We start from the raw sequence: 22,902 nt of genomic DNA, 5'->3' as shown, positions 1-22,902 counted from the left end.
ATTGTGACCTGTATCGGTAGTTCCTGCCGTTCTGAGCGATTCATCCCAGCACGAGCGACAGGGCGGCCTCCGCGTCGTCGGGGTCCGCGAGCAGCGCCTCGATCGCCCCGCGCGCACCCCACCGGCCGCTCGCCCACGCCAGGCCCGAGGCCAGCCCTGCGACGTGCACGGCGTGCACGTGCGCCTGCGCACCCGCGCCGACGACCCACCAGCCGACGTCGGCGCCGCCCACGTGCAGCTCGTCGTGCCGCCACCAGACCGCGGGGGCGTCGGGCAGCAGCGCGACCAGCGACTCCGGCACGTCCTCCGGCTCACCGTCGCCCGCGACGTCCCCGTCGCCCTGCGAGGACGCGAGCGGAAGGTCCAGCAGGTCGGCGACCCGAGCCGCGGCGTCGTCGTCCGCGCCCGACACCGGGACCGGCACGACCGGCACGTCGTGCGCACCCGCGCGCTGCCACCACCGCGGGTCGTCGGCCACCACCGCGTCGGGCACCACGTGGGCGACCCCCGGTGCCGTCAGGGCCACCAGCACCGCCGGCGGCTCGTCCGGCCCGGCACCCGCCGCCCACGCGCGCCACACGTGCCCCGCCACGTCGAGCGGCACGGACGCGCCGTCCGGCCCCAGACGCTCCAGCACCGCGGGCCACCGCGCCGCCGGGACCTCCGCGAGCGACCCGACCCCGCCGAGAGCGCGCAGCACGTCAGCGTCCAGGGCCGCGAGCACGTCGGGCACCGGAGGCACCAGCGCCGCCGGGAGCCCGCAGGCGCCCGGGAGCGCGAACACCTCGGGCAGCGGCAGGTCGGCGCGCGTGCGCAGCCACCACGCCGTGTACGACGGGCCGGCGGCCGTCGCGCCCTCGCCCCGCACCGGCGTCACGAGCGCCGTCCGCAGCGCCGGCGTGCCGGCCAGGTGCGCCAGCAGCTCGGGCCAGCGTGCGTCGTCGACGGCGTCCAGGTCCGCGACCGCGGGCACGTCACCGCAGTACGACCCGACGCCCAGCACCTCCGCGAGCTCGTCCACGTACTGCGCCCAGCCGTCCAGCGACGCAGCCGCCAGGGACGCCCCGTCGTCGCCCTCGTCATCGGGGACGACGCCCGCGACGACGTCCGGCACGGTCGTCACCACCAGGTCGTCCCGCACGCCGACCGCCACGAGCACGTCACGGCCCCAGCGCTCGACCGCGTCGGCTGCCACAGGAGCCAGGACCCGCTGGTCGAGCAGCCGCGCCGCAGGACCGCCCGGCAGCACCAGCCCGTGGGCCGGCGCGGGCTCCCCGTCCGCCGCGTCGAGCGTCAGCAGGCCCAGCCACCCCGCTGCGGACGCCGGCACGGTCCCCGCCGCGCGCACCACGTCCAGCACGGCGGCCGTCACGTCGTCCGCGTGCTCGAGGTCGTCGTCGTCCGCCTGCCCCAGCACGGCCGCCCGCAGTGCCGGGTGGGCCAGCAGCGCCGCAGCGTCCACGCGCTGCGCTCCCAGCCGGGCCAGCAGCGGACGGGCCGCCGCCGGGTCCGCCACCCGCAGACCCCACTCGCGCAGCGCCACCAGCGTCGCCGGCGCCAGGGCCGTCAGGTCGTCGTCGAGCAGGACCACGCCCCGCGGCCCGCGGACCACGCGGCCGTCGACGAGGGGCACGGGCAGCGAGGCCAGGCCCTCGCGCGCGGTCGCGTCCTGCGCCGCACCGTCCAGCGCGTCGTAGAGCGTCGGCCAGTCGACGTCGCCGCCCGTCGGCAGCTCGTCCACGACCTCGGCGAGCGTGCGCTCCTCGACCCCCAGCGCCCGCACCGCGGCGGCACCCGACGGCGGGACGCGCACCAGGCCCGCGACCACTGCGCCGAGCGCCGCGACCGCCGCGCGGTCCGTCAGGTCGCGCACCGTGGTCGCACGCAGGGGTGCGACGAGGTCGTCCTGAGGGGACGCGGGCACCAGCAGCGGCGTGCGGACCAGCGCGTCGAGGGCCCGCTCGCGCAGCACGGAGTCGACGGGCCCGGCCGCCAGACCCGTGGGGACCAGCGCCGTCGCGTCCTGCCCCTCGGCTGCCACCCGCCCCACGAGCGCCGCGTACGCCAGACCCGCACAGGCCAGCACCTCGTCCGTCAGCGGGCCCGGTGCCACGTGCCGACGCGACGGGTCCAGCGGCAGCGTCGCCACCAGCAGCGCGGGCAGCGAGCACGGCTCGTCCGTGGGCGTCGGCGCGTGGACCACGTGCGGCACCTGCGTCGCAGCCCCGCGCGGCAGCGCCCACGTCACGCGCCACGACCGCGCGCCGCGCTGCTCCACCGGACGGTCCGCGACCAGCGCCAGCGGCACCTCACCCTCGGCCGTCAGGACGTCCCAACGGTCATGGACGTCCGCCAGGCGGCGCGGCGCGGCGCCCTCGACGTCGACGAGCACCTCCACGAGCCCCGGCAGCGCCAGCAGCAGCACGTCGTCGACGGCTTCCAGCAGCGACCGGACCTCGTCCCGCACGACCTCGTCCCGCAGCTCCAGGACGACGGCCGTGTCGTACCCCGACGGCGACCGGGCCTCCGTCGGCCACGGCAGCCGCAGCACCGGCAGGGAGCCGTCGCGGCGGCGCACCTCGTCCGCGAGGGTCGGGCGTCCCTGCGCGGCCTCCTGCGCCGCGGTCTCCTCCAGGGTCTGGAGGGTGTCCACCAGCGAGAACCGCACCGCGCCGGTCGTCGAGGCGACCATGATCTCGTCCGACACGGCCCGCACCGCCGCGAACCCCACGCCGAACCGCCCGACCGTGCCCGTCCCGGCGTCCCGCTTGGCCGACGCGCGCAGTGACGCGAGCGACGCGACGCCCGCGGCGTCCAGGGGTGCGCCCGTGTTCGCGGCGACCAGCACGGCCGTGCCCTCGTCCGTCGTCGCCAGCCGCAGCAGCAGGCGCCCCCCGACGGCCGCGCGCGTCGCGGCGTCCGCCGCGTTCTGCGCGAGCTCGACCAGCACCCGGTCGCGGTAGTACCCGCGAGCGTGGTCCTCCTCGGTGTTCGCGTCCTCCCGCAACCGGGTCGGTGACGCCCGCCACGCCTCCAGCACCGCCCCGCGCAGCGCGGCCGTGCCGAAGACGTCCGTGGTCACGCCTCGTCGGCGGGACGCCCGTCGGCGTCCGTGGTCCCCGTGTCGGTGGCCCCGGACTCCGTCGGCGCGGTGTCCGTGGTCGCGGTGTCCATGGTCGCGGTGTCCGTGGTCGCGGTGTCCGTGGTCGCGGTGTCCGTGGTCGCGGTGTCCGTGGTCGCGGTGACGTCGACGGCGGGCTCCGCGGTCGGAGCCGTGGCCTCGGCCTCGGCACGGGTCTCGGCACCGTCCGTGCGCTCGACGACGTCGATCGCCAGCTCGTCGAAGAGCGGCTCGGGAGCGGGCCACTCGCTGGCCACGGGCTCGGAATCCGTCTCCGAGTGGGCGCCGCAGCCGTGGTCGAGGCTGACGACCTTGCCGTCGTCAGGCGACCACTCGTTGGCGCACACGGCGAACAGCTGCCCGAGCGAACCCTGCAGCGGCACGAGGAACCCGCACGACCAGCACGCGGCGGCGGACGCGACCGCACCGGGCGTCGCCGGGCCGCGCGACCCGCGGTACCACCGCTGCGCCGCCTCCGCGCGACCCTGCGGCGACAGGACGCGGACCCGCGCGAGCGCGAGCTCGTCGATCGCGACCTCGTCGATCTCGGGGTCGCCCGTCGGGGTGAAGCCCGGCTCGAGGCGCGGGTCGTCGGCGCGGAACGGCAGGACGTCGCCGGGGCCGATGTCGCCCGGCCGCAGCCGCTCCGACCACGGCACCCACGGCTTCGCGAGGACCGCGTCCTCACCCGGCAGCAGCTCTGCCTCGCAGACGGTGGCCGTCCGCCCGCGCGGCACGCGCGCGACCGTGACGGTCCACGCCCAGCCCCGGTACCCCCGGGCCGTGCACGCGAAGCGGTGGGACACGAGACGCTCCGCCTCGCGGACGGCACCGAGGTACTCGCCGACGTATTCCGGCTCCTCGGCGATCTCGAGCGCGACCTCGCGCGCGAGGTCGACGGCACGCTCCAGGACGGCGTCCTTGACGGCAGCCACGATCAGGCCTCGAGCTTGTCGGCGACGCCGCGCAGCAGCGCCGCGTACTGGGCGGAGCGCTGACCCTCGGGGTAGCGGCCCCGGCGCAGGTCGTTGCCGATCTTGTCGAGCACCTTGATGAGGTCCTCGACGACCACGGCCATCTCGTCCGCCGGGGGGCGCCGGGCCTTCACGACCGACGGCACCGGGTCCAGCACGGTGACGGACAGGGCCTGCGGTCCACGCCGGCCGTCCGCCACGCCGAACTCGACCTTGGTGCCGGGCTTGGGGTCGCTGACCCCCACGGGCAGCGCCGAGGCGTGCAGGAACACCTCACCGCCGTCGTCGCTCGCGATGAAGCCGAATCCACGCTCGGTGTCGAACCACTTGACCTTGCCGGTGGGCACTCCTGCTCCTTCAGCGCCGGACACGTCCACGAGCACTCCCGCAGATGGCCACCAGGCTACCGGGCCGCGCACGTCGATACCCTCCTGCCGCGCGCGAACCCCTCCGCGGCTCGCTCCGGGGGGCCGGACCACCCAGGCGCCAGGGCCGGGACCGGCCGTGGCGCCCGGCTCCCACCCGGGGCGCTGGGTCGACGCGTGCGCGCCGACGCCCGACCCACCACGCCGGGTGGTAGACCGGGGTGGTGGACGACGCGCGGGCACGTGAGCTGCTCCTGGCGCTGCGGGCCGACACCCTCGGGCGGCTGACCGGCCTCGGCGACGCGCGCCAGGAGGTCGTCGACGCCGCACGTGACGCCAACGTCGACGACGAGCACGACCCGGAGGGCGCGACCATCGCGTTCGAGCGCGCCCAGCTCCAGGCCCTCGGCGACGCCGCCCGCCGACGCCTGGCGGAGGTGGACGCGGCGCTCGCGCGGATGGACGCCGGGACGTACGGCAGGTGCGCCGTGGGCGGCGAGACGATCGACGACGCGCGGCTCGAGGCCCGGCCGACGGCGACCACGTGCGTCGGGCACTCCTGACCGCACACGCCCCCCGACCGCGCGCCTGACCGGAACGCACCCGGGCGGGCCGCGGCGGACCGGTCGTCGAGGGCTCAGGCGCCCTGCGCGAGCCGGTCGAGCGCAAGCCCCGCGAGCACCGCGGCGCTGGGCACCAGGGCGTCGTCGGCGAAGCGGGCGCGCGGCGAGTGGTTGTACGGCGCGTCCGCGGGGTTCTGACCCGCAGGCGTCGCCCCGACGAACACGAACGCGCCGGGCACGTGCTGCAGCACGTACGAGAAGTCCTCGGCACCCGGCACGGGGACGTCCGCGTCGAACCAGGCGGCCTCGCCGTACAGGGTCTGCGTCACGCGGCGGGCGCGCGCGACCTCGGCGGCGTCGTTCACGGTCACCGGGTAGCCGCGGGTGTACTCGACGCTCGCGGTCAGGCCGTGCGCCGCCGCGACGTGCTCGGCCAGGCGTGCGATCCGCTCCGGCACCACCGCGTGCGTCGCGGGGCTGAACGTGCGGATCGTCGCCTCGAGGTGGGCGGTGTCCGGGATGATGTTGTCCTTGGTCCCGGCCTCGACGCGGCCGACCGTGACCACGACGGGATCGAACACGTCGAACTGGCGGGTCACCATCGCCTGCAGCGCGAGCACCATCTCGGCGGCCACCGGCACGGGGTCCGCCGCGAGGTACGGCTTGGACCCGTGCCCGCCGCGCCCCTCGACCGTGACGCGCACCGTGTCGGAGGCGGCCATGAGCGTCCCGGGACGCGACGCGACGACGCCCGACGGCAGCGTCGAGGACATGACGTGCGCGCCGTACGCGGCGACGACCCGCGAGCCGGCCGCGTCGAGCACCCCCTCCTCGATCATGAGGCGCGCACCGTGGTAGCCCTCCTCACCGGGCTGGAACATCAGGACGACCGACCCCGCGATCTCCTCGCGGCGTGCCGCGAGGAGCCGCGCCGCCCCGACCAGGCCCGCCACGTGCAGGTCGTGCCCGCACGCGTGCATGACGCCCTCGTGCTGCGACGTGAAGGGCTCACCCGTCTGCTCGGTGACCGGCAACGCGTCCATGTCACCGCGCAGCAGGACCGCCGGGCCGGGGCGCGCGCCGCGCAGCACGGCCGTGACGGACGACAGCGCGCTGCCCGTCGACACCTCGAGGTCGAGGTCCGCGAGCGCCTCCAGCACGAGCCGCTGTGTGAGCGGCAGCTCCAGCCCTCGCTCGGGGACCCGGTGCAGCGCGTGGCGCAGCGCGGCTGTCTGCGGCAGGTCCGCTGCGGCGTCCTCGCGCAGGGACGTCAGCGCGGCGGCGTCCAGCGTCCTGGTCGGGTCCTGCGTCGTGCCCTCGTGGTGCCCCATGGCGCCACCTTGCCACAGCGCGACGAAGGGCGGCCGCGTGCGCCACCCGGGTGACGCCACGATCGGAGGATCCCCCGTCCGCCGAGGACGACGTCCCACGTCACGGCCGATGGCGTCCCTAGCCTGGGCCGGTGAGCACGAGCCCCGACGCCGACGCCCGCGGCGTCCCGCCGGGCCCGCCACCGCACCGTGCGCGCGTCCCCGCGTGGGCTCCCGTCCGGGTCGGCGAACCTGCCCCGCCCGTCGACGGGCCCGCCCTGCGGGGGGCACCCGCGCCGGGCACCGAGCCCTCGCCTGACGGCCGTGCGGGCACCCCGGCCCACCTCGGGCTGGACGGTCGTGCCACCCGCACGCGGTCCCGTCGTCTCCGGGTGCCGCGCGTGACCGTCGCGGCAGCGGGCGCGGCCCTCCTCGTGAGCGCGGCAGTGGCCACGGCGTCCCTCGCGGGCGACGGCCGGGCCGGCGACGGGACGGCCGCCGCGCCGACGGCGTCGCCCACGCCGTCGGCACCCGCGACCGCGTCGCTCGACCGCGAGGTGGGTCGGCTGCAGGTGGACCTCGCCGTCGCGCGCGCGACGCTCGCCGGCGCGCACGACGTGGACCCGGAGGCACGCCGGGCGCTCGAGCGGGCGGTCATCGCCGCGCAGGCGTGGCTCAAGGCGCACGTCGCACCGACGACCGCCCCCGACGCCGACCGGATGCTGCGCGAGGTCGGCTCCCACCGGGACGGCGTCGCGACCCTCGTCGCCCGGATGACCGGCAGCCGGGCCACCCCCACCGTCGAGCCGACCGTCGCCCCGGCGGCCCCCACCCCGACCCCCCGGGCCACACGCCCGGACGCCCCGGCACGCCCCCAGGGCTCCACGCCCCGCCGGACGGCGGCACCGACGCCCACCCCGGCACCGGCCGGCGATCCCACGCCGGCCCCGTCACCGGTACCGGCGACCCCCGCGCCCTCCGCCGCTCCGGCGCCCACGACGGTGCCGGGTCCGACCCCGGGCCCCACCACCCCACCCGAGCCGACCACCTCACCCGGGGACGACGAGCCCGCGGGCACCTGACACCCCGCCTGCCGGGGCACGTGAGCAAGGCGGCCACCCGTCACGAGCACGTGACCGCGGCGCGCACGTATCGTGGTGCGGATGGCCACGTTCACCGGGTACCTGCGCGCACGCAGCGACGACGAGCTCGTCGCGCTGCTCGTGCGCCGGCCCGACCTGGCCACGCCGCACCCCGCGACGCTCGCGTCCCTCGCGGCCCGGGCGACCAGCCGGTCCAGCCTCGACCGCGCACTGACCTGGGTCGACGCGCTCGTGCTGCAGGTCCTCGAGGCCGTCACCGTGCTCGCGTCGACCACGGGGCCACCCCGGCCCGAGGACGTCCGGGCGGCTGTCGGGGCGGGACCCGACGACGCGCCCGCCCTCACCCGCGCCATCGGGGACGCCGTCGCGCTCGCGCTGCTGTGGCCCGACGACGACGGTGCACTGCACCCCGCACCGGGGCTCGTCGACGCGCTGGGGACGTCGATCGCCGGCCTGGCGCCCGGCCCCGACGCGCCCGGCCCCGACGCACCCGGCGAGGGCGCACCCGGTGAGGGCGTCCCCGCCGGCGTCCCGGCCGTGTCCGCCGACGACTCACCGCTCACCGCGCTCACCGACGCCCCCGCCGGTGCGGGCCCGGTCCTCGACGCGCTCACGTGGGGGCCGCCCGTCGGGGTGATGCCGCCACCCGGGACCGCAGCGGCGCACGCCGTGGCGTGGCTGCTCGAGCACGGGCTCCTGGTCCGTGGCGACGGGCGCCACGTGCTGCTGCCCCGGTCGGTCGCGCTCGCGCTGCGCGGCGGCCGGACCCACCGTGCCCCCGCGCTCGCCCCCACGTCCGCCGACGCCCCCGTACGTGACGTGCCGGTGGTCGCCGCGGAGTCGGCGCGCGCGGCCGAGCACACGGTGCGCCTGGTGCGTCAGCTGCTGACCCGCTGGGAGCAGGCGCCGCCCGCCGTGCTGCGCGCCGGCGGCCTGGGCGCGCGCGACCTGCGCCGCACCGCGCAGGGCCTCGACGTCGACGACGCGCACGCCGCGTGGCTGATCGAGACCGCTGCGTCCGCGGGCCTGCTCGCGGACGACGGCGAGGAGAGCCCGGCGTTCGTCCCGACGCTCGAGGCCGACGTGTGGTCCGCGCAGGACCTGGCCCCGCGATGGGCCGAGCTGGCGCGCGCGTGGCTCGTGTCGACCCGCACGCCGTGGCTCGTCGGCGGGCGCGACGAGCGCGGCGCGCTGCGCGCGGCGCTGGACCCCGAGCTGACGCGGCCGTGGGTGCCGCGGCTGCGGCGCGCGGTCCTGGACGTGCTGGCGTCCGCGCCCGTCGGGGCCGCGTTGCCGGCGCAGGACGTCCACGCCGCGCTGCAGTGGCGCACGCCCCGCTCGGCCCCGCCCCTGTCCGCGATCGAGGCGGTGCTCACGGACGCGACGCGCCTGGGCGTGCTCGGCGCGGGTGCGCTGTCCGCCGCGGGACGCGCGCTGCTCGCCGGCGAGGACGTCGTGAGGGCGCTCGCCGCGGACCTGCCCGCGCCCGTCGAGGAGATCCTGCTGCAGGGGGACCTCACGGGCGTCGTCCCCGGGCGGCCCGGTGCGGACCTCGAGGACCTGCTCGACCTGGCGGCCGTCGTCGAGTCGCGTGGCGGCGCGGTGACCGTCCGGTTCACCGCCGAGTCCGTGCTGCGCGCGCTGGACGCCGGCACGACCGCGGACGACCTGCTCACCCGGCTCGGCGCGGCCGCCCGCGGGCGGGTCCCGCAGCCCTTGGAGTACCTCGTGCGTGACGTCGCGCGCCGGCACGGTCGGCTGCGGGCCGGCGCCGCGTCGTCGTACGTCCGCTCGGACGACCCCGCGCTGCTGGCCGGGCTGGCCGACGACCCGCGCCTGGCGGCCCTGGGCCTGCGACTGCTCGCCCCGACGGTGCTCGTCGCCGACGCGTCCGCCGCCGAGCTGCTCGCCGTCCTGCGCGCGCGCGGCCTGGCCCCGGTCGCGGAGGACGCGCGTGGCGTGGTGGTGCACGCGGTCGCGCCCGAGCGCCGGGTCCGTGCCCGCAGCCGTCGCACGGCACCGGTGCACGAGCGTCCGCAGCCTGACCGCGCCGCGGCCGTCGTACGCTCGCTGCGCCGCGGCAGCCCCGCGGACGACCTCGTGACGCCGGGTCCCTCGGCCGCTGCGCCCCCCGCGCCGGCGGCGACCGCGTCCTTCGCCACCACGGGGGGCCGACGTCGTCCGGGCTCTCCCGACGGTGCGCGCGCCGCCGGGACGCCCGGCCACCGCCCGGCGCGCCCGACCGGCGGAACAACGGAGCCCGGGGACCTGTTGGTGCTCCTGCGGGAAGCCGCGCAGGCGCGGGCCTCCGTGTGGGTCGAGATGGTCGGGCCCGACGGACGGGCCCAGCGTCGGCTCGTGCGGCCGCTGAAGGTGGAGGGCGGCCGGCTGCGCGCGCTGGACCCGCAGCGCGAGGCGGAGCTCACCGTCGCCGTCCACCGCATCGCGGGCGTCGAGCCCGCCACCACACCCGCCTCGTGAGACCGGGAGAACGGCGCCGTCACCGGCCCGGATCCTCGGTCCCACGAGACCGACGCAACGAGGGAGAGTGCGAGTGCCCGACGGCCCGCTGATCGTCCAGTCCGACAAGACCCTCCTCCTGGAGGTCGACCACGACCAGGCCGACGCGTGCCGACGCGCCATCGCCCCGTTCGCCGAGCTCGAGCGCGCGCCCGAGCACGTCCACACCTACCGGCTGACACCGCTGGGCCTGTGGAACGCGCGGGCGGCCGGGCACGACGCCGAGCAGGTCGTCGACACGCTGCTCGAGTACAGCCGCTACCCCGTGCCGCACGCGCTGCTCGTCGACGTCGCGGAGACCATGTCCCGCTACGGCCGGCTGCAGCTGGTGCAGGACCCGGTGCACGGGCTCGTGCTGCACGCGCTCGACGCGGCCGTCCTCGCCGAGGTCATGAAGTCGCGGCGCACCGCCGGACTGCTCGGCGAGCGGATCGACAGCACCGACGTGATCGTGCACCCGTCCGAACGGGGCAACATCAAGCAGGTGCTGGTCAAGCTCGGCTGGCCCGCGGAGGACCTCGCCGGGTACGTCAACGGCGAGGCCCACGAGATCGGGCTGCTGGAGGACGGCTGGTCGCTGCGGCCGTACCAGAAGCAGGCCGTCGACGGGTTCTTCCACGGCGGGTCCGGCGTCGTGGTGCTGCCCTGCGGTGCCGGCAAGACGCTCGTCGGCGCGGGTGCCATGGCGCGGTCGTCGACCACCACCCTGATCCTCGTGACCAACACCGTCTCCGCGCGGCAGTGGCGCGACGAGCTCGTCAAGCGCACCACGCTCACCGAGGACGAGATCGGCGAGTACTCCGGCACCCGCAAGGAGGTCCGGCCCGTCACGATCGCGACCTACCAGGTGCTGACGACCAAGCGGAAGGGCGTCTACACGCACCTCGAGCTGCTCGACGCCCGCGACTGGGGCCTGATCGTCTACGACGAGGTGCACCTGCTGCCCGCGCCGATCTTCCGCATGACCGCGAACCTGCAGGCGCGCCGCCGCCTGGGACTGACGGCGACGCTCGTGCGCGAGGACGGCCGCGAGGACGAGGTGTTCTCGCTCATCGGGCCCAAGCGGTTCGACGCCCCGTGGAAGGACATCGAGTCGCAGGGGTACATCGCCCCCGCCGAGTGCGTCGAGGTGCGGCTGACGCTGCCGGACCACGAGCGCATGACCTACGCGACCGCCGAACCGGAGGACCGGTACCGGCTCGCCGCCACGGCCGCGGGCAAGAACCGTGTGGTCGACTCGCTGGTCGCGAAGCACACCGGGGAGCAGACGCTCGTCATCGGCCAGTACCTCGACCAGCTGCACGACCTGGCGGAGCACCTGGGCGCGGACCTCATCACCGGTGAGACCACCGTCCGCGAGCGCCAGCGTCTGTTCGACGCCTTCCGCACGGGCGAGATCACGACGCTCGTGGTGTCGAAGGTCGCGAACTTCTCGATCGACCTGCCCGAGGCGTCCGTCGCCATCCAGGTGTCGGGGTCCTTCGGCTCCCGCCAGGAGGAGGCGCAGCGCCTCGGCCGGATCATGCGACCGAAGGCCGACGGCAAGACCGCGCACTTCTACACGGTCGTCGCCCGCGACACCGTCGACCAGGACTTCGCCGCCCACCGGCAGAGGTTCCTGGCGGAGCAGGGGTACGCCTACACCATCGTCGACGCGGAGGACCTGGGCGTAGCCCGGTGAACCGTGGGGGCGCGCGCAGCCGCACCCTCCCGACGACGCCGTGGAGTGGTCACACCTGTGACCACTCCACGTTCCGACCGACGCAGATGTGACCACTTGCACGCCCCGGACGCCACCCCGCACCCAGACGGGGTCGCACCGACCGTCGCACCTGCGGGAAAAGAGGGACCGATGACTTCTCTGCTGCTCAACCCTGACCTGCTCTCGACCGCTCTGCCTGCCGGGTGGCACGCCGCTGTCCCCGGACCTGATGACGTGGCGGACCTGCACGCGTTGCGCGCACGGCACGAGGTCGCCGCGCGGGGTGCGGAGTCGGCCGGTCTCGACGCGACCCGCGCGGAGCTGACGGGGAACGCCGCCGAGACCCGCGTGCACGTGATGCTGCGGGACGCCGCCGGTGCCGCCCGCGGGTGGGCGACCGCGCACGACCGCGCCGCGGGACGCGTGCTCGTGGCCGTCGTCGTCGACCCCGAGCTGGACGACGCGACGGGCGACGAGGTCGCGGCCGTGCTGTTCGCGTGGGCAGAGGGTGCCGGGGTGGCGCACGCGCGCGCCCGGGAGCTGTCCCGCACGCAGCTCGACAGCGGCGCGTTCGAGCCCGACACCCGCCACCAGCGTCGTCTCGCCGCCGCGGGGTACGAGCACGTGCGGACGTGGTGGCAGATGCGACGCCCGGTCGTCGACGAGGGCCACGGCCTGGGCCCGACCGGACCGGGAGTCGTGATCCGCCGGCTGGAACGCGAGGAGGGCGGGATGCCGGGGGCGCGGGACCTGGTCGCGGCGCACGACATCCTCGAGCAGGCGTTCACCGACCACTTCAACCACCACGAGGAGACGTTCGAGGAGTTCCTCGCGCGGCTGCGGTCCGACCCGGGTCACCGTTGGGACCACTGGTGGCTCGCCGAGCTCGTCGACGGTGACGAGCCGCAGGCGGTCGGCGTGCTCATCGCGAGCGCGTCGACCGACGCCGACGGCCGCGCCGTGGGCAGCTACGTCGAGTACCTCGGGGTGCGGCGGGTGGCCCGTGGGAGGGGCGTGGCGCGCTCGCTGCTCGACGCGGTCGTCACGGACGCCGCCGAGCGTGGTCGCCGGTACGTCGGCCTCGAGGTCGACGCCGACTCCCCCACGGGTGCGGCCGACCTCTACCTGTCGTCCGGCTTCACGACGTCCTACGTGACGCAGTCCTGGCACCGGTACGCCGACGTCCTGTGACGTCGGCGTCGGGGCTGCCCGACCCGCGCGGGCGGGCCGCGCGCCTGCGTCCGTCGGTGCCCGGTGGTAGACCGGTCACGTCGCCGACGTGAGGGGGCCACCGTGCACTGGGGCGCGCTGCTGGTCGACCAGCTCGACTTCTACTGGGCCGCGAGCCTGTGGCCACGGGTCCGGGGCCTGACGGACGACGAGTACCTCTGGGAGCCCGTCGCGGGGTGCTGGTCGGTCCGCCCGCGCGCGGACGGCACCTGGCAGGCGGACGGGCTGGGCGTCCCGGAGCCGGACCCGCCGCCCGTCACCACGATCGCCTGGCGTCTGGCGCACATCGCGGTCGACACCCTCGGGACGCGCGCGCGGGCGTTCTTCGGCGACGACGTCCCCGCGGACGCCGACATGTTCGACCCCCGGCTGCGTCCGGCGTCGCTGCCCGCCACCGCGGACGACGCGCTCGAGGTCCTCGACGCGGCGTACCGCACGTGGCGCGACGGGCTCGCCGCCCTCGACGACGAGGCGCTGGCCCACCCGATGGGCCCGCGAGGCGCCGGGTACGCGGACCAGCCGCTGGCGGCCCTCGCGCTGCACCTGCACCGCGAGGTCATGCACCACGGTGGAGAGGTCGGCGTGCTCCGCGACCTGTACCGGGCGGGGTTCCGGGCCGGCTGACGCCCGACGGGAGCACCGCCGCGGCCACGCCCGGGCCCCTCCCGCCTCCTGTCCCGTTGCCGCGGGTCACACCCTGGGAAAGGATCGACGTGTGCCCCTGGCCCGTCGCGTCCTCCGCCCGTTCTGCGCCCTTGCCGCCGGAGCGGTGCTCGTCGCCGCCGGTGCCGCGGGCGCCGCTGCCGAGGCGCCGTTCGACCTCGATGGCCGGACGGTCGTCGACCGCGCAGGGGTGCTGCAGGACCCGTCGGCGGTGCAGGCCGCCGTCGACCGCGTCGGGCGGGACACCCCGTACCGGCTGACCGTCGTCTACGTCGACTCGTTCGACGGCCTGGGTGCCGAGACGTGGGTGCAGCGCACCGCTGACGCGTCCGGGCTCGGGCAGTCGGACGCCGTGCTGGCCGTCGCCGTCGACGACGAGCAGTACACGCTGGCGCCGACGTCGCTCGGCACGATCACGCCTGCGCAGCTCGACCGGGTCGCGGACGACGTGCAGGCGGACCTGTCGGACGGCGACTGGGACGGCGCGGCCGTCGCCGCCGCGGACGGGATCATCGCGGCGGCCGACGGGCGCTCTCCGGGCGGGACGTCGTCCGGCGGCGGGTTCGCGGCCGTGCTCCTGCTCGGGCTGGCCGTCATCGCCGCGGTGCTGCTGTTCGCGTTCCTGCGGCGGCGGCGGGCTCCGCAGCCCGCGGGCGTCCTGCGCGACACGGCGGGCGCGACACGCGTGGCGGGCGCCGCCGACGAGTTCGCGTCCCTGCCGACGGCCGAGCTGGACCGTCGCTCGGCGTCCGCGCTGGTGGCGCTCGACGACGCCATGCGCTCCTCGGAGGAGGAGCTGGGCTTCGCGCAGGCGCAGTTCGGCGCCGAGCCCACGCGCGAGTTCGAGACGGTGCTGACGCAGGGCAAGCAGACGCTCACCGAGGCGTTCCGGCTGCGGCAGACCCTCGACGACGACGTCCCCGACACCGAGGAGCAGGTGCGCGCCACGGCGGCGCAGATCCTGCGGCTGTGCGGACAGGTCGAGGACGCTCTCGACGAGCAGAAGGCGGGGTTCGACCGGCTGCGCGCGATCGAGGCGCGCGTCGACGACGCGCTCGAGGCGCACCAGCGCGAGGTGCAGCGGCTGCGGGCCCGCGTCGAGCCCGCACGCGCCGCCGTCTCCGCGCTCGCGGCGCGGTACTCCCCCGACACCCTCGGGTCGGTCGCCGGCAACCCCGACCAGGCCGCCCGGCTGCTCGACGACGTCGACTCCGCGCTGGCGCAGGGCCGCGAGCGCTCGGCCGCCGGTGACAAGGGCGGGGCCGTCGGTTTCGCGCGCGCCGCGGAGGAGGCGCTCGCGCAGGTGACGACCATGCTCGACGCGGTCGACTCGGCGGACAGCGAGCTGGCGGCCGCCGGCGCGCGCCTCGACGCCGGGATCACGTCCATCACGTCCGACCTGGCCGACGCCGCCCGGCTCGCGCCCGGCGACCCCCAGGTGGCGCCGCACGCCCAGGAGGCGCGCGCCGCCGTCGAGGCCGCGACCGCCGCCCGCAACGGCACGGGCGACCCGCTCGCGGCACTCCGCCGGCTGACGGCCGCGGAGGCCGCCATCGACGCCGCGCTCGCCCCGCGCCGGGACGCCGAGGACCGCGGTCGACGCGCCCTGTCGCTGCTCGACGACACGCTCGGGCGCCTCGAGTCGGCGGTGCGGGCGACCACCGACTACGTCAGTACCCGTCGCGGTGCCGTCGGGCCCGAGGCCCGGACCCGGCTGGCCGAGGCGGACCGGCTGCGGCTGCGCGCCCTCGACCAGCGCGGGAGCGACCCACAGGCGGCGCTCGCCACGGCGCAGCGCGGGGAGCAGCTCGTCGCCGAGGCGCAGCGGCTCGCGCAGATCGACGTGGAGAACGCCCAGCGGTACGACGACGACCGTCACGGCGGGCAGGGCGGCGGCACGAACCTCGGCGGGATGGTCCTGGGCGGCATCCTCATCGACTCGATCCTGCGCGGCGGCGGACGCGGCGGCGGCGGGTGGGGCGGTGGCGGAGGCGGCTGGGGCGGCGGCGGGTTCGGTGGCGGCGGGTTCGGCGGCGGCGGGTTCGGCGGCGGCGGACGCGGCGGTGGGTTCGGCGGCGGCAGGCGCGGCGGCGGGTTCGGTGGCGGCGGACGCGGCGGCGGGTTCGGCGGAGGCGGACGCGGCGGCAGGTTCTGACGACCTCACGTGCGCGCCGACGACGACGCGCACAGCACGTGACACCGGGCGGACGGTCCGGGTCGGCACCACAGGGAGGCACGACACGATGACCGAGAAGCAGTCGATCTTCGGAAGGATCGCGCAGCTCACGCGCGCGAACATCAACGCGCTCATCGACCAGGCCGAGGACCCGCAGAAGATGCTCGACCAGCTCGTACGGGACTTCACGAGCTCCATCGCCGACGCCGAGAAGGCGATCGCGCAGTCGATCGGCAACCTGCGCCTCGCCGAGCAGGACTACAACGAGGACGTCGCCGCGGCGCGCGACTGGGGGCAGAAGGCCGTCGCGGCCTCCTCGCGTGCCGACCAGTTCCGCACCGCAGGTGACACGGCGAACGCCGACAAGTTCGACAACCTGGCGAAGATCGCGATCGGCAAGCAGCTGGCCGCCGAGCAGGAGGTCCGCGACGCGGAGCCGGTGATCGCGTCGCAGCGCGAGACGGTCGACAGGCTCAAGTCCGGCCTGGCGCAGATGAAGGACAAGCTGGGCCAGCTCAAGTCCCGGCGGGACACGCTCGTCGCCCGGCAGAAGTCCGCGCAGGCGCAGCGGCAGGTGCAGGAGGCGATCGGCTCGATCAACGTGCTCGACCCGACGAGCGAGATCGCGCGCTTCGAGGAGAAGGTGCGTCGGGAGGAGGCGTACGCGGCCGGGCAGGCCGAGCTCGCGGCGTCGTCGCTCGACGCGCAGTTCGCCGAGCTCGAGTCGGCGGGCGCCGAGATCGAGATCGAGGCCCGCCTCGCCGCCCTCAAGCAGGGCGTCGCACCGCGCGAGGTCGAGGCGACCACCGTGACGCCGCAGATCGGCACCGGCACGTCGGACGCGTGACCGACCCACAGCGGCCCGGTCCCGTGCTCGGGACCGGGCCGTCGTGGTCGGTGGCAGGCGGTCTTCGCGGCCCCGGACGGGTTGCCGTCGTCAGACGCTCACGCGGCGGGTGGCGGCGCGGTCGCGGATGAGGGTCACGAAGGCGTCGGCGAGGCCGCGCCCGCAGGCCTCCACAGCCTCGGCGCACGCCGTCATCTGGGCGACGACGTCCTCGGTGTCGACGTCGTCGTGGCCGTCCGCCCAGGCGCGCATGGTCTCGACGCCCGCCTCGGGGTGGAACTGCAGACCCCAGGCGCTCCCGATGCGGAACGCCTGGAACGGGTACGTCACGGACGACGCGAGCCACACCGCGCCCCGCGGGAGGTCGACCACGGCGTCGCCGTGCATGCTCGGCTGCGGGCTGGTGCGGGCAGCCGTGGCGGTCTCCACGACCGGGCCGACGAGCGCGTCGGACGCCGCCTCGGGACGCCAGCGCACGTCGATCACGCCGACCTCACGTCCGGGCGGGGCCGCGAGCTCGACGCGTCCGCCGCGTGCGACCGCGAGCAGCTGGGCGCCCAGGCAGATGCCGAGGGCGGGGACGTCCGTCGCGCTGACGACGGCCAGCAGGTCGCGCAGGGGGCGCAGCCACGGTGCGGTCGCGTCGTCGTACGCGGTCATCGGCCCGCCCAGGACGACGAGACCGTCGCCGACCTCGGCCGGTCCGGGGAGCGTCTCTCCGAGGTCGGGGCGCACGAGGCGCACGTCGACGCCGGTCAGCCACTCGGCGAAGCGGTCGAGGCCGGCGTCAGGTGAGTTCTGGATGACGGTCACGCGGGGCATCGCCGCGTCCGTGCCGCCGACGTGGTCGCTGAGGGAAACGGTCACGAATCCACGGTAGCGGGGCTGCGCGGGCTCCCCGAATCTCCAGGTCACATGTCCACAACGATCCCGACTTCGCCTGATGCGCCCGGCGAGGGGCACTGTGGGGCGCTCGCTCCCAGTGACTTCCCAGGAGACGACCGGTTCTCCCCACCTGTCGTCCAGGCAGTTCCCAGCATCCGGCGCGACACTGGGAGCATGACCAGCACGTCCAGCTCCCCCGAGGCCCGGCTGCTCGTCGTGGACGACGAGCCGAACATCCGCGAGCTGCTCGCGACGTCGCTGCGCTTCGCCGGGTTCGAGGTGCATGCCGCCGCCGACGGGGTCTCCGCGCTGCGGCTCGCCCGCGAGGTGGAGCCGGACCTCGTCGTGCTCGACGTCATGCTCCCCGACATGGACGGCTTCACCGTGACACGTCGGCTGCGCGAGAAGGGGCAGCACGTGCCGGTGCTCTTCCTCACGGCACGCGACGACACTGCCGACAAGGTCCAGGGGCTGACCGTCGGCGGCGACGACTACGTGACCAAGCCGTTCAGCCTGGAGGAGGTCGTGGCGCGCATCCGCGCGATCCTGCGACGCACGACCCCGGACGACGGCGTCGGCTCGTCCGTGCTGCGGTACGCGGACCTCGAGCTCGACGACGACACGTACGAGGTGCGGCGGGCCGGCCAACCGATCGAGCTGTCCCCCACCGAGTTCAAGCTGCTGCGGTACCTCATGCTCAACCCGCAGCGCGTGCTGTCGAAGTCGCAGATCCTCGACCACGTGTGGCAGTACGACTGGGGCGGTGACGCGAACATCGTCGAGTCGTACATCTCCTACCTGCGTCGCAAGATCGACCAGCTCACCGACGCCGACGGGAACCGGCTGCCGCCGCTGATCCACACCCGGCGCGGCGTGGGCTACCTGCTGCGCGAGTCGGCGTGAGCGAACCGGGGGACGACACCCGGACCGCACGGCCCGTCGCGGTGGCGCGGTCCGTGTGGCGCGGCATGTCGCTGCAGCGACGGCTGGTGACGATCACGGCGGTCCTGCTCGGCACGGGCCTCGTCGTCGCCGGCGTCACTGCCACGACCCTGCTGGAGCGCAGCCTGCTCGCACCCGTGGACGCGAAGCTCGCGAACGAGGCGGAGGTCGTCGCGGGGGACGCTCTGCGGTTCCTCACGAACCAGGCGGGGCACATCGGGCCCACGGACTACTACGTGCGCGTGCAGACGAGCGACGAGAAGGCCTCGGTCGTGAGCCCTGCCGCGGAGCAGACCTACGGCATCCCGCGCGTGGCCGACCTGACCGCCCTGGACGCCTCGAAGATCAGCGGCGAGCCGTTCACCGTGCCGTCGTCGCACGCCGGCTCGCCGTGGCGCGTGGTCGCCTACCCCTTCCACACGGACGGGATCGTGGGGTCGGTCGTCGTCGGACTGCCGCTCATGGACATCCACGGGGCCGTCGTCAGCATGTCCTGGAGCCTGGTGACCTCCGGCCTGCTCATCGTCGCCGCAGGCGTGCTCGCGGGCGGCTGGGCGGTGCGCCGGTCCCTGCGTCCGCTCGGCGAGATCGAGCGGACCGCCGCGAAGATCGCCGCAGGCGACCTCTCCCAGCGCGTGCCCGCCGCCCCCGACGGCACCGAGGTCGGTCGCCTGGGTGCCGCGCTGAACGGGATGCTCGCCCAGATCGAGGAGGCGTTCCGCGCACGCACCGTGTCGGAGGCCCGCATGCGGCGGTTCGTCGCCGACGCGTCGCACGAGCTGCGCACGCCCCTGGCCGCGATCCGCGGGTACGCCGAGCTGTACCGGATGGGCGCGACGACGACGCAGGAGCAGATCGCCGACACGATGCGGCGCATCGAGGACTCCGCGGCGCGCATGGGCTCGCTCGTCGAGGACCTGCTCGCGCTCGCACGTCTCGACGAGGGGCGGCGCGGGAACGTCGGCCCGGTCGACCTCACGGTCCTGGCCGCGGACGCCCTCAGCGACCTGCGGGCGCTGGACCCGCAGCGGCCCGTGCGGCTCGAGTCGCTGAACGGCACGACGGCCCCGCGGATCGTGGTCGGCGACGAGGCGCGCCTGCGCCAGGTGCTTGCCAACCTCGTCGGCAACACGGCCCGGCACACGCCGCCCGCGACGCCCGTCGAGATCGCCGTGGGCGCGGGTGACGACGACCGGACCGTCGTCCTCGAGGTCCGCGACCACGGGCCGGGCATCCCGCCGGAGCACGCCGAACGCGTCTTCGAACGCTTCTACCGCATCGACGAGTCCCGGACGCGCGACTCCGGGGGCTCGGGCCTCGGCATGGCGATCGTGGCCGCGATCGTGGCGTCCCACGGCGGGACCGTGGCGGTGCACCCGACACCCGGCGGGGGCACGACCGTGCGCGTCGAGCTGCCCGTGGCGGGGCCCACATCCGACCCCGGACCCGTCGACGCGCCACCGGCACCGGACGCGGCTACCATGACGGGTCCTTCGTCACCGTCGTGAGGCTGATCCATGGGCGTCCAAGACGCACCCGCCTGGCTCGTCCCGGCTTTCACCCGCAACGTCCTCGAGGCAGGGGGCACCGCACCCGCCTCGGACATCCGGCGCACCGCTGAGGACCTTCTGGAGCGGTGGACCCGCCCGGAGCGGCACTTCCACAACCTCCGGCACCTCGTCGACGTGCTCGCGCGCGTCGACGAGCTGGACGAGGAGGCCCACCACCCCGATCTCGTGCGCCTCGCCGCCTGGTACCACGGCGCGGTCTTCGACTCCGCCGAGCGCAAGGCGTACGCGAACCAGGGCGGCGAGGACGAGGCCGCCAGCGCCGTCCTCGCCCGCGAGCAGCTGACGGCCCTCGGCGTCCCCGAGGCGCAGGTACAACGCGTCGCCGCGCTCGTCTCCGCGCTCGTGCGGCACACGCCCGACCCCAGCGACAGCGACTGCGCGGTCCTGTGCGACGCCGACCTGGCCATGCTCGCGACCGAGCCGCAGCGGTACAAGTCCTACCTCCAGGACGTGCGCGCCGAGTACGCGCACCTCCCCGTGGAGGACTACGTGCGGGCGCGCGTGCGCATCCTGCACAAGCTGCTCGCGCGCCCGTCCCTGTTCATCAGCCCCCTCGCGCAGCCCTGGGAGGAACCCGCACGTCAGAACGTCTCCGCCGAGCTGCAGCGCCTCGAGAAGGAGGTCGCCAAGCTCGAGGCCGCCGCGGCGGAGCGGGACGCCGCGGAGGGCACGGAGCGCACGGAGCGCACGGAGCGCACGGAGCGCACGGAGCGCACCGAGGGCACCGGTCCCGCTGGTGTCAACGGAGCCGCCGGGGTCACGGGCGGGACGATGAACGGAAGCACCACCGGCGCCTGACCCGAGGCGCCGGGGCATCCGCCGTCAGCGCGCGACGGCCTCGGTGGGCGGGCCGAGGTCAGGACGCGACGGTGTCGGTGGGCGGCCCGCCGTCAGTGCGCGAACAGCCGGGAGGCGTGCGCCTCGGCCTCGGCGTACGTCCTGGCGGCCGCCTGCATCGCCGCCGCGATCTGCGCGAGCGACTGCTCGACGCGCGCCTGGGTCACGTTCCACTCCGCGACCACCGATCCGAACGCCCCGGCGGCGCCGCCGCGCCACGTCGCCTGCAGCTCGACGAGCTGCCGCTGCATCGCGGCGACCTCCGCCTGGATGCTCGCGGAGCGTGCCAGCACCGCCGCCGCGGACCCGTCGAGCTGTGCGCTGTCGACCTCGTACCTGCTCATGGACGTCCTCCTGCTGCCGTGGTGCCGCCGTGCGCGGCACCGACCACGGCGACGTTACGGACGCCGGACGCACCGACCGGCGGGCACCTGCACATCGGTGGACGAACCCGGTTCTCGCGGGGCCTGGGGTCGGGTCGACGGACTGCGGCGCCACCGTCGCGGCGGGCAGGACGGCGCGACGCCGCCACCGTCCGCACCCTCCGACGGCGCGACGGCACCACCGTCCGCACGGGCGCGCCGGCGACGCGCGCAGCCCCCTCTCGTAACCTCGGACCCGTGACCGTCCTCGTCGACCCCCCGCTGTGGCCCCGGCACGGGACCGTGTGGGGGCATCTCGTGAGCGACACCTCGTACGCCGAGCTGCACGTCTTCGCGGAGCGTGCCGGCATACCGCGGCGGGCGTTCGACCACGACCACTACGACGTGCCGGCGGAGCGGTGGGACGACGTCGTCGCGCTGGGCGCCGAGCCCGTGGACGCGCGTGACCTGGTCCGCCGCCTGCGCGCGTCGGGGCTGCGCGTCACGGCCCGCGACCGGCGCCCACGGGCCCCCCTGCGGGACGGTCACGACCGGGACGTCCCACCGGCTGGGACAGCGCCCTCACGAGACCGGGCCCAGCCGTCCGACGCCGCCCCGGACGACGCCTGAGGCCGGTCTCGCGCGGGCCGCGTCCCGGGATGCGGACTGCGGACGGCGGGCGCCTCAGACCTCGGCCGTCGTCCGGGATCGGGCCACCGCCGCGGCCGCCCCTGCCGCGAGCGCTGCACAGACCAGCACCCCGACCGCCCCCGCGACGGCGACGAGCACACCCGCGGCCTCGCCGTAGTCCGCCAGGGGCCACCCGGCCAGCGCGTGGTCGCGCGCCGCACCCGCGAACCCGGTGCGCGCCGCCGTCGCCTCGAGGCCGTCGGGGGCGGACGAGGCGGCCGAGGACAGCACCACCGCGGCCAGCCCTGCGAGCCCCGCGAGGACGCCGGCCGGACGCAGCGCCCCCGAGCGTGCAGGCGCGCCGTCGCGCGCGGTGAGCGCGACCGCCTGCGGCCGCACGGCGACGACCACCGCGACCACGGCTCCCGTGATCACGGCCTCGCCGATGCCGATCAGGGCGTGCACACCGAGCATCTGCGCCGCCAGCGCACCCGTCGGCACGCCGACCGTCCCGCCCACGGCGTACAGCCCGACGAACAGCGCCGCGGCCGCGACGACCCCCGCGGCACCGCCGAGGGCAGCACCCACCGCGCCCGCCGCACGTCCGTCCCCGCCTGCCGACCGGCGGCGCGCGGCGCCCACGACGCCCCGCGCGACCACCCAGCCGACGAGCGTCCCGACGACTGCCATGAGCAGCGTGTTCGTGCCCAGCGCCGTGAGGCCGCCGTCCGCGAAGACCACCGCCTGCACGACGAGCACCAGGGAGACCGAGAGCAGCCCCCACGCCGGGCCCAGCAGCGCCGCGGCCAGCGCGCCGCCCATCAGGTGCCCGCTCGTGCCGCTGCCGACGGGGTAGTTGACCATCTGCAGGCCGAACACGGCCGCCGTCGTCGCACCGATCATCGCCGGGTGCGGCGCACGCGCGGCACCGCGTCGGGCACGCAGCGCGGCGGCCACGACGACGGCGCCGGCGGCCGCCGCGGTCGTCACGGACACCGGGTCGCTCAGGTACTGGTCGGGAACGTGCATCGTCGTGCTCCTTCGGTTGCTCGGCGGCGGGCTTGCCTGGTCAGGGGTGGGTGGTGGGGGCGTGGGGCCGGG

Annotated in this window: 19 protein-coding genes; 12 read left to right on the top strand and 7 right to left on the bottom strand. The window is 76.2% G+C overall.

Annotation, left to right across the window (positions count from 1 at the left end; translation table 11 throughout):
- Window positions 1–40: 40 nt before the first annotated feature.
- From NP048_RS03900 to NP048_RS03890, 3 genes are read right to left on the bottom strand one after another with little or no spacing between them, the layout of a single operon-like run.
- Window positions 41–3,082: a sacsin N-terminal ATP-binding-like domain-containing protein gene (locus NP048_RS03900; protein ID WP_227578170.1), complete on the bottom strand. Its 3,042-nt coding sequence runs from the start codon at window positions 3,080–3,082 to the stop codon at window positions 41–43.
- Entirely contained in the window at window positions 3,079–4,056 is a 978-nt protein-coding gene (locus NP048_RS03895) for a DUF3027 domain-containing protein (protein ID WP_227578169.1), read from the bottom strand. The genes NP048_RS03900 and NP048_RS03895 overlap by 4 nt, the downstream gene beginning before the upstream one ends.
- A gap of 2 nt (window positions 4,057–4,058) precedes the next feature.
- On the bottom strand, window positions 4,059–4,442 hold the full coding sequence (locus tag NP048_RS03890; protein ID WP_227578168.1) for a cold-shock protein: 384 nt from the start codon (window positions 4,440–4,442) through the stop codon (window positions 4,059–4,061).
- A gap of 239 nt (window positions 4,443–4,681) precedes the next feature.
- Between NP048_RS03890 and NP048_RS03885 the strand changes: the two genes are divergently transcribed.
- A complete protein-coding gene (locus tag NP048_RS03885; RefSeq protein WP_372456838.1) occupies window positions 4,682–5,023 on the top strand; it encodes a TraR/DksA family transcriptional regulator in 342 nt (113 codons plus the stop codon).
- Window positions 5,024–5,097: 74 nt separating this feature from the next.
- Here NP048_RS03885 and NP048_RS03880 read toward each other — a convergent pair whose 3' ends face one another.
- Window positions 5,098–6,414: a M20 metallopeptidase family protein gene (locus NP048_RS03880; protein ID WP_227578166.1), complete on the bottom strand. Its 1,317-nt coding sequence runs from the start codon at window positions 6,412–6,414 to the stop codon at window positions 5,098–5,100.
- 71 nt (window positions 6,415–6,485) lie between these two features.
- On the opposite strand from NP048_RS03880, the gene NP048_RS03875 reads away from it, so the two are divergent.
- The 7 genes from NP048_RS03875 to NP048_RS03840 all read left to right on the top strand — a co-directional run bounded on the left by NP048_RS03875 (window position 6,486) and on the right by NP048_RS03840 (window position 16,574).
- Window positions 6,486–7,415, top strand: coding sequence for a hypothetical protein (locus NP048_RS03875; RefSeq protein ID WP_227578262.1), 930 nt, complete (start codon window positions 6,486–6,488; stop codon window positions 7,413–7,415).
- Window positions 7,416–7,496: 81 nt separating this feature from the next.
- Window positions 7,497–9,917 (top strand): helicase-associated domain-containing protein, encoded by a 2,421-nt coding sequence (locus NP048_RS03870; RefSeq protein ID WP_227578165.1) that lies wholly within the window; start codon window positions 7,497–7,499, stop codon window positions 9,915–9,917.
- Between the two features lie 73 nt (window positions 9,918–9,990).
- Window positions 9,991–11,637, top strand: coding sequence for a DNA repair helicase XPB (locus tag NP048_RS03865; RefSeq protein WP_227578259.1), 1,647 nt, complete (start codon window positions 9,991–9,993; stop codon window positions 11,635–11,637).
- A gap of 171 nt (window positions 11,638–11,808) precedes the next feature.
- Window positions 11,809–12,849, top strand: coding sequence for a GNAT family N-acetyltransferase (locus tag NP048_RS03860; RefSeq protein ID WP_227578164.1), 1,041 nt, complete (start codon window positions 11,809–11,811; stop codon window positions 12,847–12,849).
- Window positions 12,850–12,951: 102 nt separating this feature from the next.
- Window positions 12,952–13,512 (top strand): DinB family protein, encoded by a 561-nt coding sequence (locus tag NP048_RS03855; RefSeq protein WP_227578163.1) that lies wholly within the window; start codon window positions 12,952–12,954, stop codon window positions 13,510–13,512.
- A gap of 91 nt (window positions 13,513–13,603) precedes the next feature.
- Window positions 13,604–15,706: a TPM domain-containing protein gene (locus tag NP048_RS19305; protein WP_284439722.1), complete on the top strand. Its 2,103-nt coding sequence runs from the start codon at window positions 13,604–13,606 to the stop codon at window positions 15,704–15,706.
- An 88-nt stretch (window positions 15,707–15,794) separates the two neighbouring features.
- On the top strand, window positions 15,795–16,574 hold the full coding sequence (locus NP048_RS03840) for a PspA/IM30 family protein (protein ID WP_227578162.1): 780 nt from the start codon (window positions 15,795–15,797) through the stop codon (window positions 16,572–16,574).
- Between the two features lie 90 nt (window positions 16,575–16,664).
- Here the strand turns inward: NP048_RS03840 and NP048_RS03835 are convergent, their stop codons facing one another.
- Window positions 16,665–17,441 carry a type 1 glutamine amidotransferase gene (locus NP048_RS03835; RefSeq protein ID WP_227578161.1) on the bottom strand — a complete coding sequence of 259 codons (777 nt, stop codon included), beginning with the start codon at window positions 17,439–17,441 and terminating at the stop codon, window positions 16,665–16,667.
- Between the two features lie 192 nt (window positions 17,442–17,633).
- On the opposite strand from NP048_RS03835, the gene NP048_RS03830 reads away from it, so the two are divergent.
- The 3 genes from NP048_RS03830 to NP048_RS03820 are packed head-to-tail and all read left to right on the top strand — an operon-like array spanning window position 17,634 to window position 20,770.
- Window positions 17,634–18,362 carry a response regulator transcription factor gene (locus NP048_RS03830; protein ID WP_227578160.1) on the top strand — a complete coding sequence of 243 codons (729 nt, stop codon included), beginning with the start codon at window positions 17,634–17,636 and terminating at the stop codon, window positions 18,360–18,362.
- On the top strand, window positions 18,359–19,909 hold the full coding sequence (locus NP048_RS03825; protein WP_308054116.1) for a sensor histidine kinase: 1,551 nt from the start codon (window positions 18,359–18,361) through the stop codon (window positions 19,907–19,909). The genes NP048_RS03830 and NP048_RS03825 overlap by 4 nt, the downstream gene beginning before the upstream one ends.
- A gap of 9 nt (window positions 19,910–19,918) precedes the next feature.
- The gene (locus NP048_RS03820) at window positions 19,919–20,770 is read left to right on the top strand and encodes an HD domain-containing protein (protein WP_308054115.1); all 852 of its coding nucleotides are present in this window, start codon (window positions 19,919–19,921) and stop codon (window positions 20,768–20,770) included.
- Window positions 20,771–20,862: 92 nt separating this feature from the next.
- On the opposite strand, the gene NP048_RS03815 is transcribed toward NP048_RS03820, so the two are convergent.
- Entirely contained in the window at window positions 20,863–21,153 is a 291-nt protein-coding gene (locus NP048_RS03815) for a WXG100 family type VII secretion target (protein WP_227578159.1), read from the bottom strand.
- A 276-nt stretch (window positions 21,154–21,429) separates the two neighbouring features.
- Between NP048_RS03815 and NP048_RS03810 the strand changes: the two genes are divergently transcribed.
- A complete protein-coding gene (locus tag NP048_RS03810) occupies window positions 21,430–21,801 on the top strand; it encodes a DUF4031 domain-containing protein (protein WP_308054114.1) in 372 nt (123 codons plus the stop codon).
- Window positions 21,802–21,855: 54 nt separating this feature from the next.
- On the opposite strand, the gene NP048_RS03805 is transcribed toward NP048_RS03810, so the two are convergent.
- Window positions 21,856–22,830, bottom strand: coding sequence for an energy-coupling factor ABC transporter permease (locus NP048_RS03805; RefSeq protein WP_227578158.1), 975 nt, complete (start codon window positions 22,828–22,830; stop codon window positions 21,856–21,858).
- Window positions 22,831–22,902 lie beyond the last annotated feature (72 nt).

It is taken from the genome of Cellulomonas xiejunii (assembly GCF_024508315.1).
In the GTDB taxonomy this organism is placed as follows: Bacteria; Actinomycetota; Actinomycetes; order Actinomycetales; family Cellulomonadaceae; genus Cellulomonas; species Cellulomonas xiejunii.
Note: the sequence above shows the minus strand (reverse complement) of the source record. Positions and strands in the feature narration are given on the sequence as shown.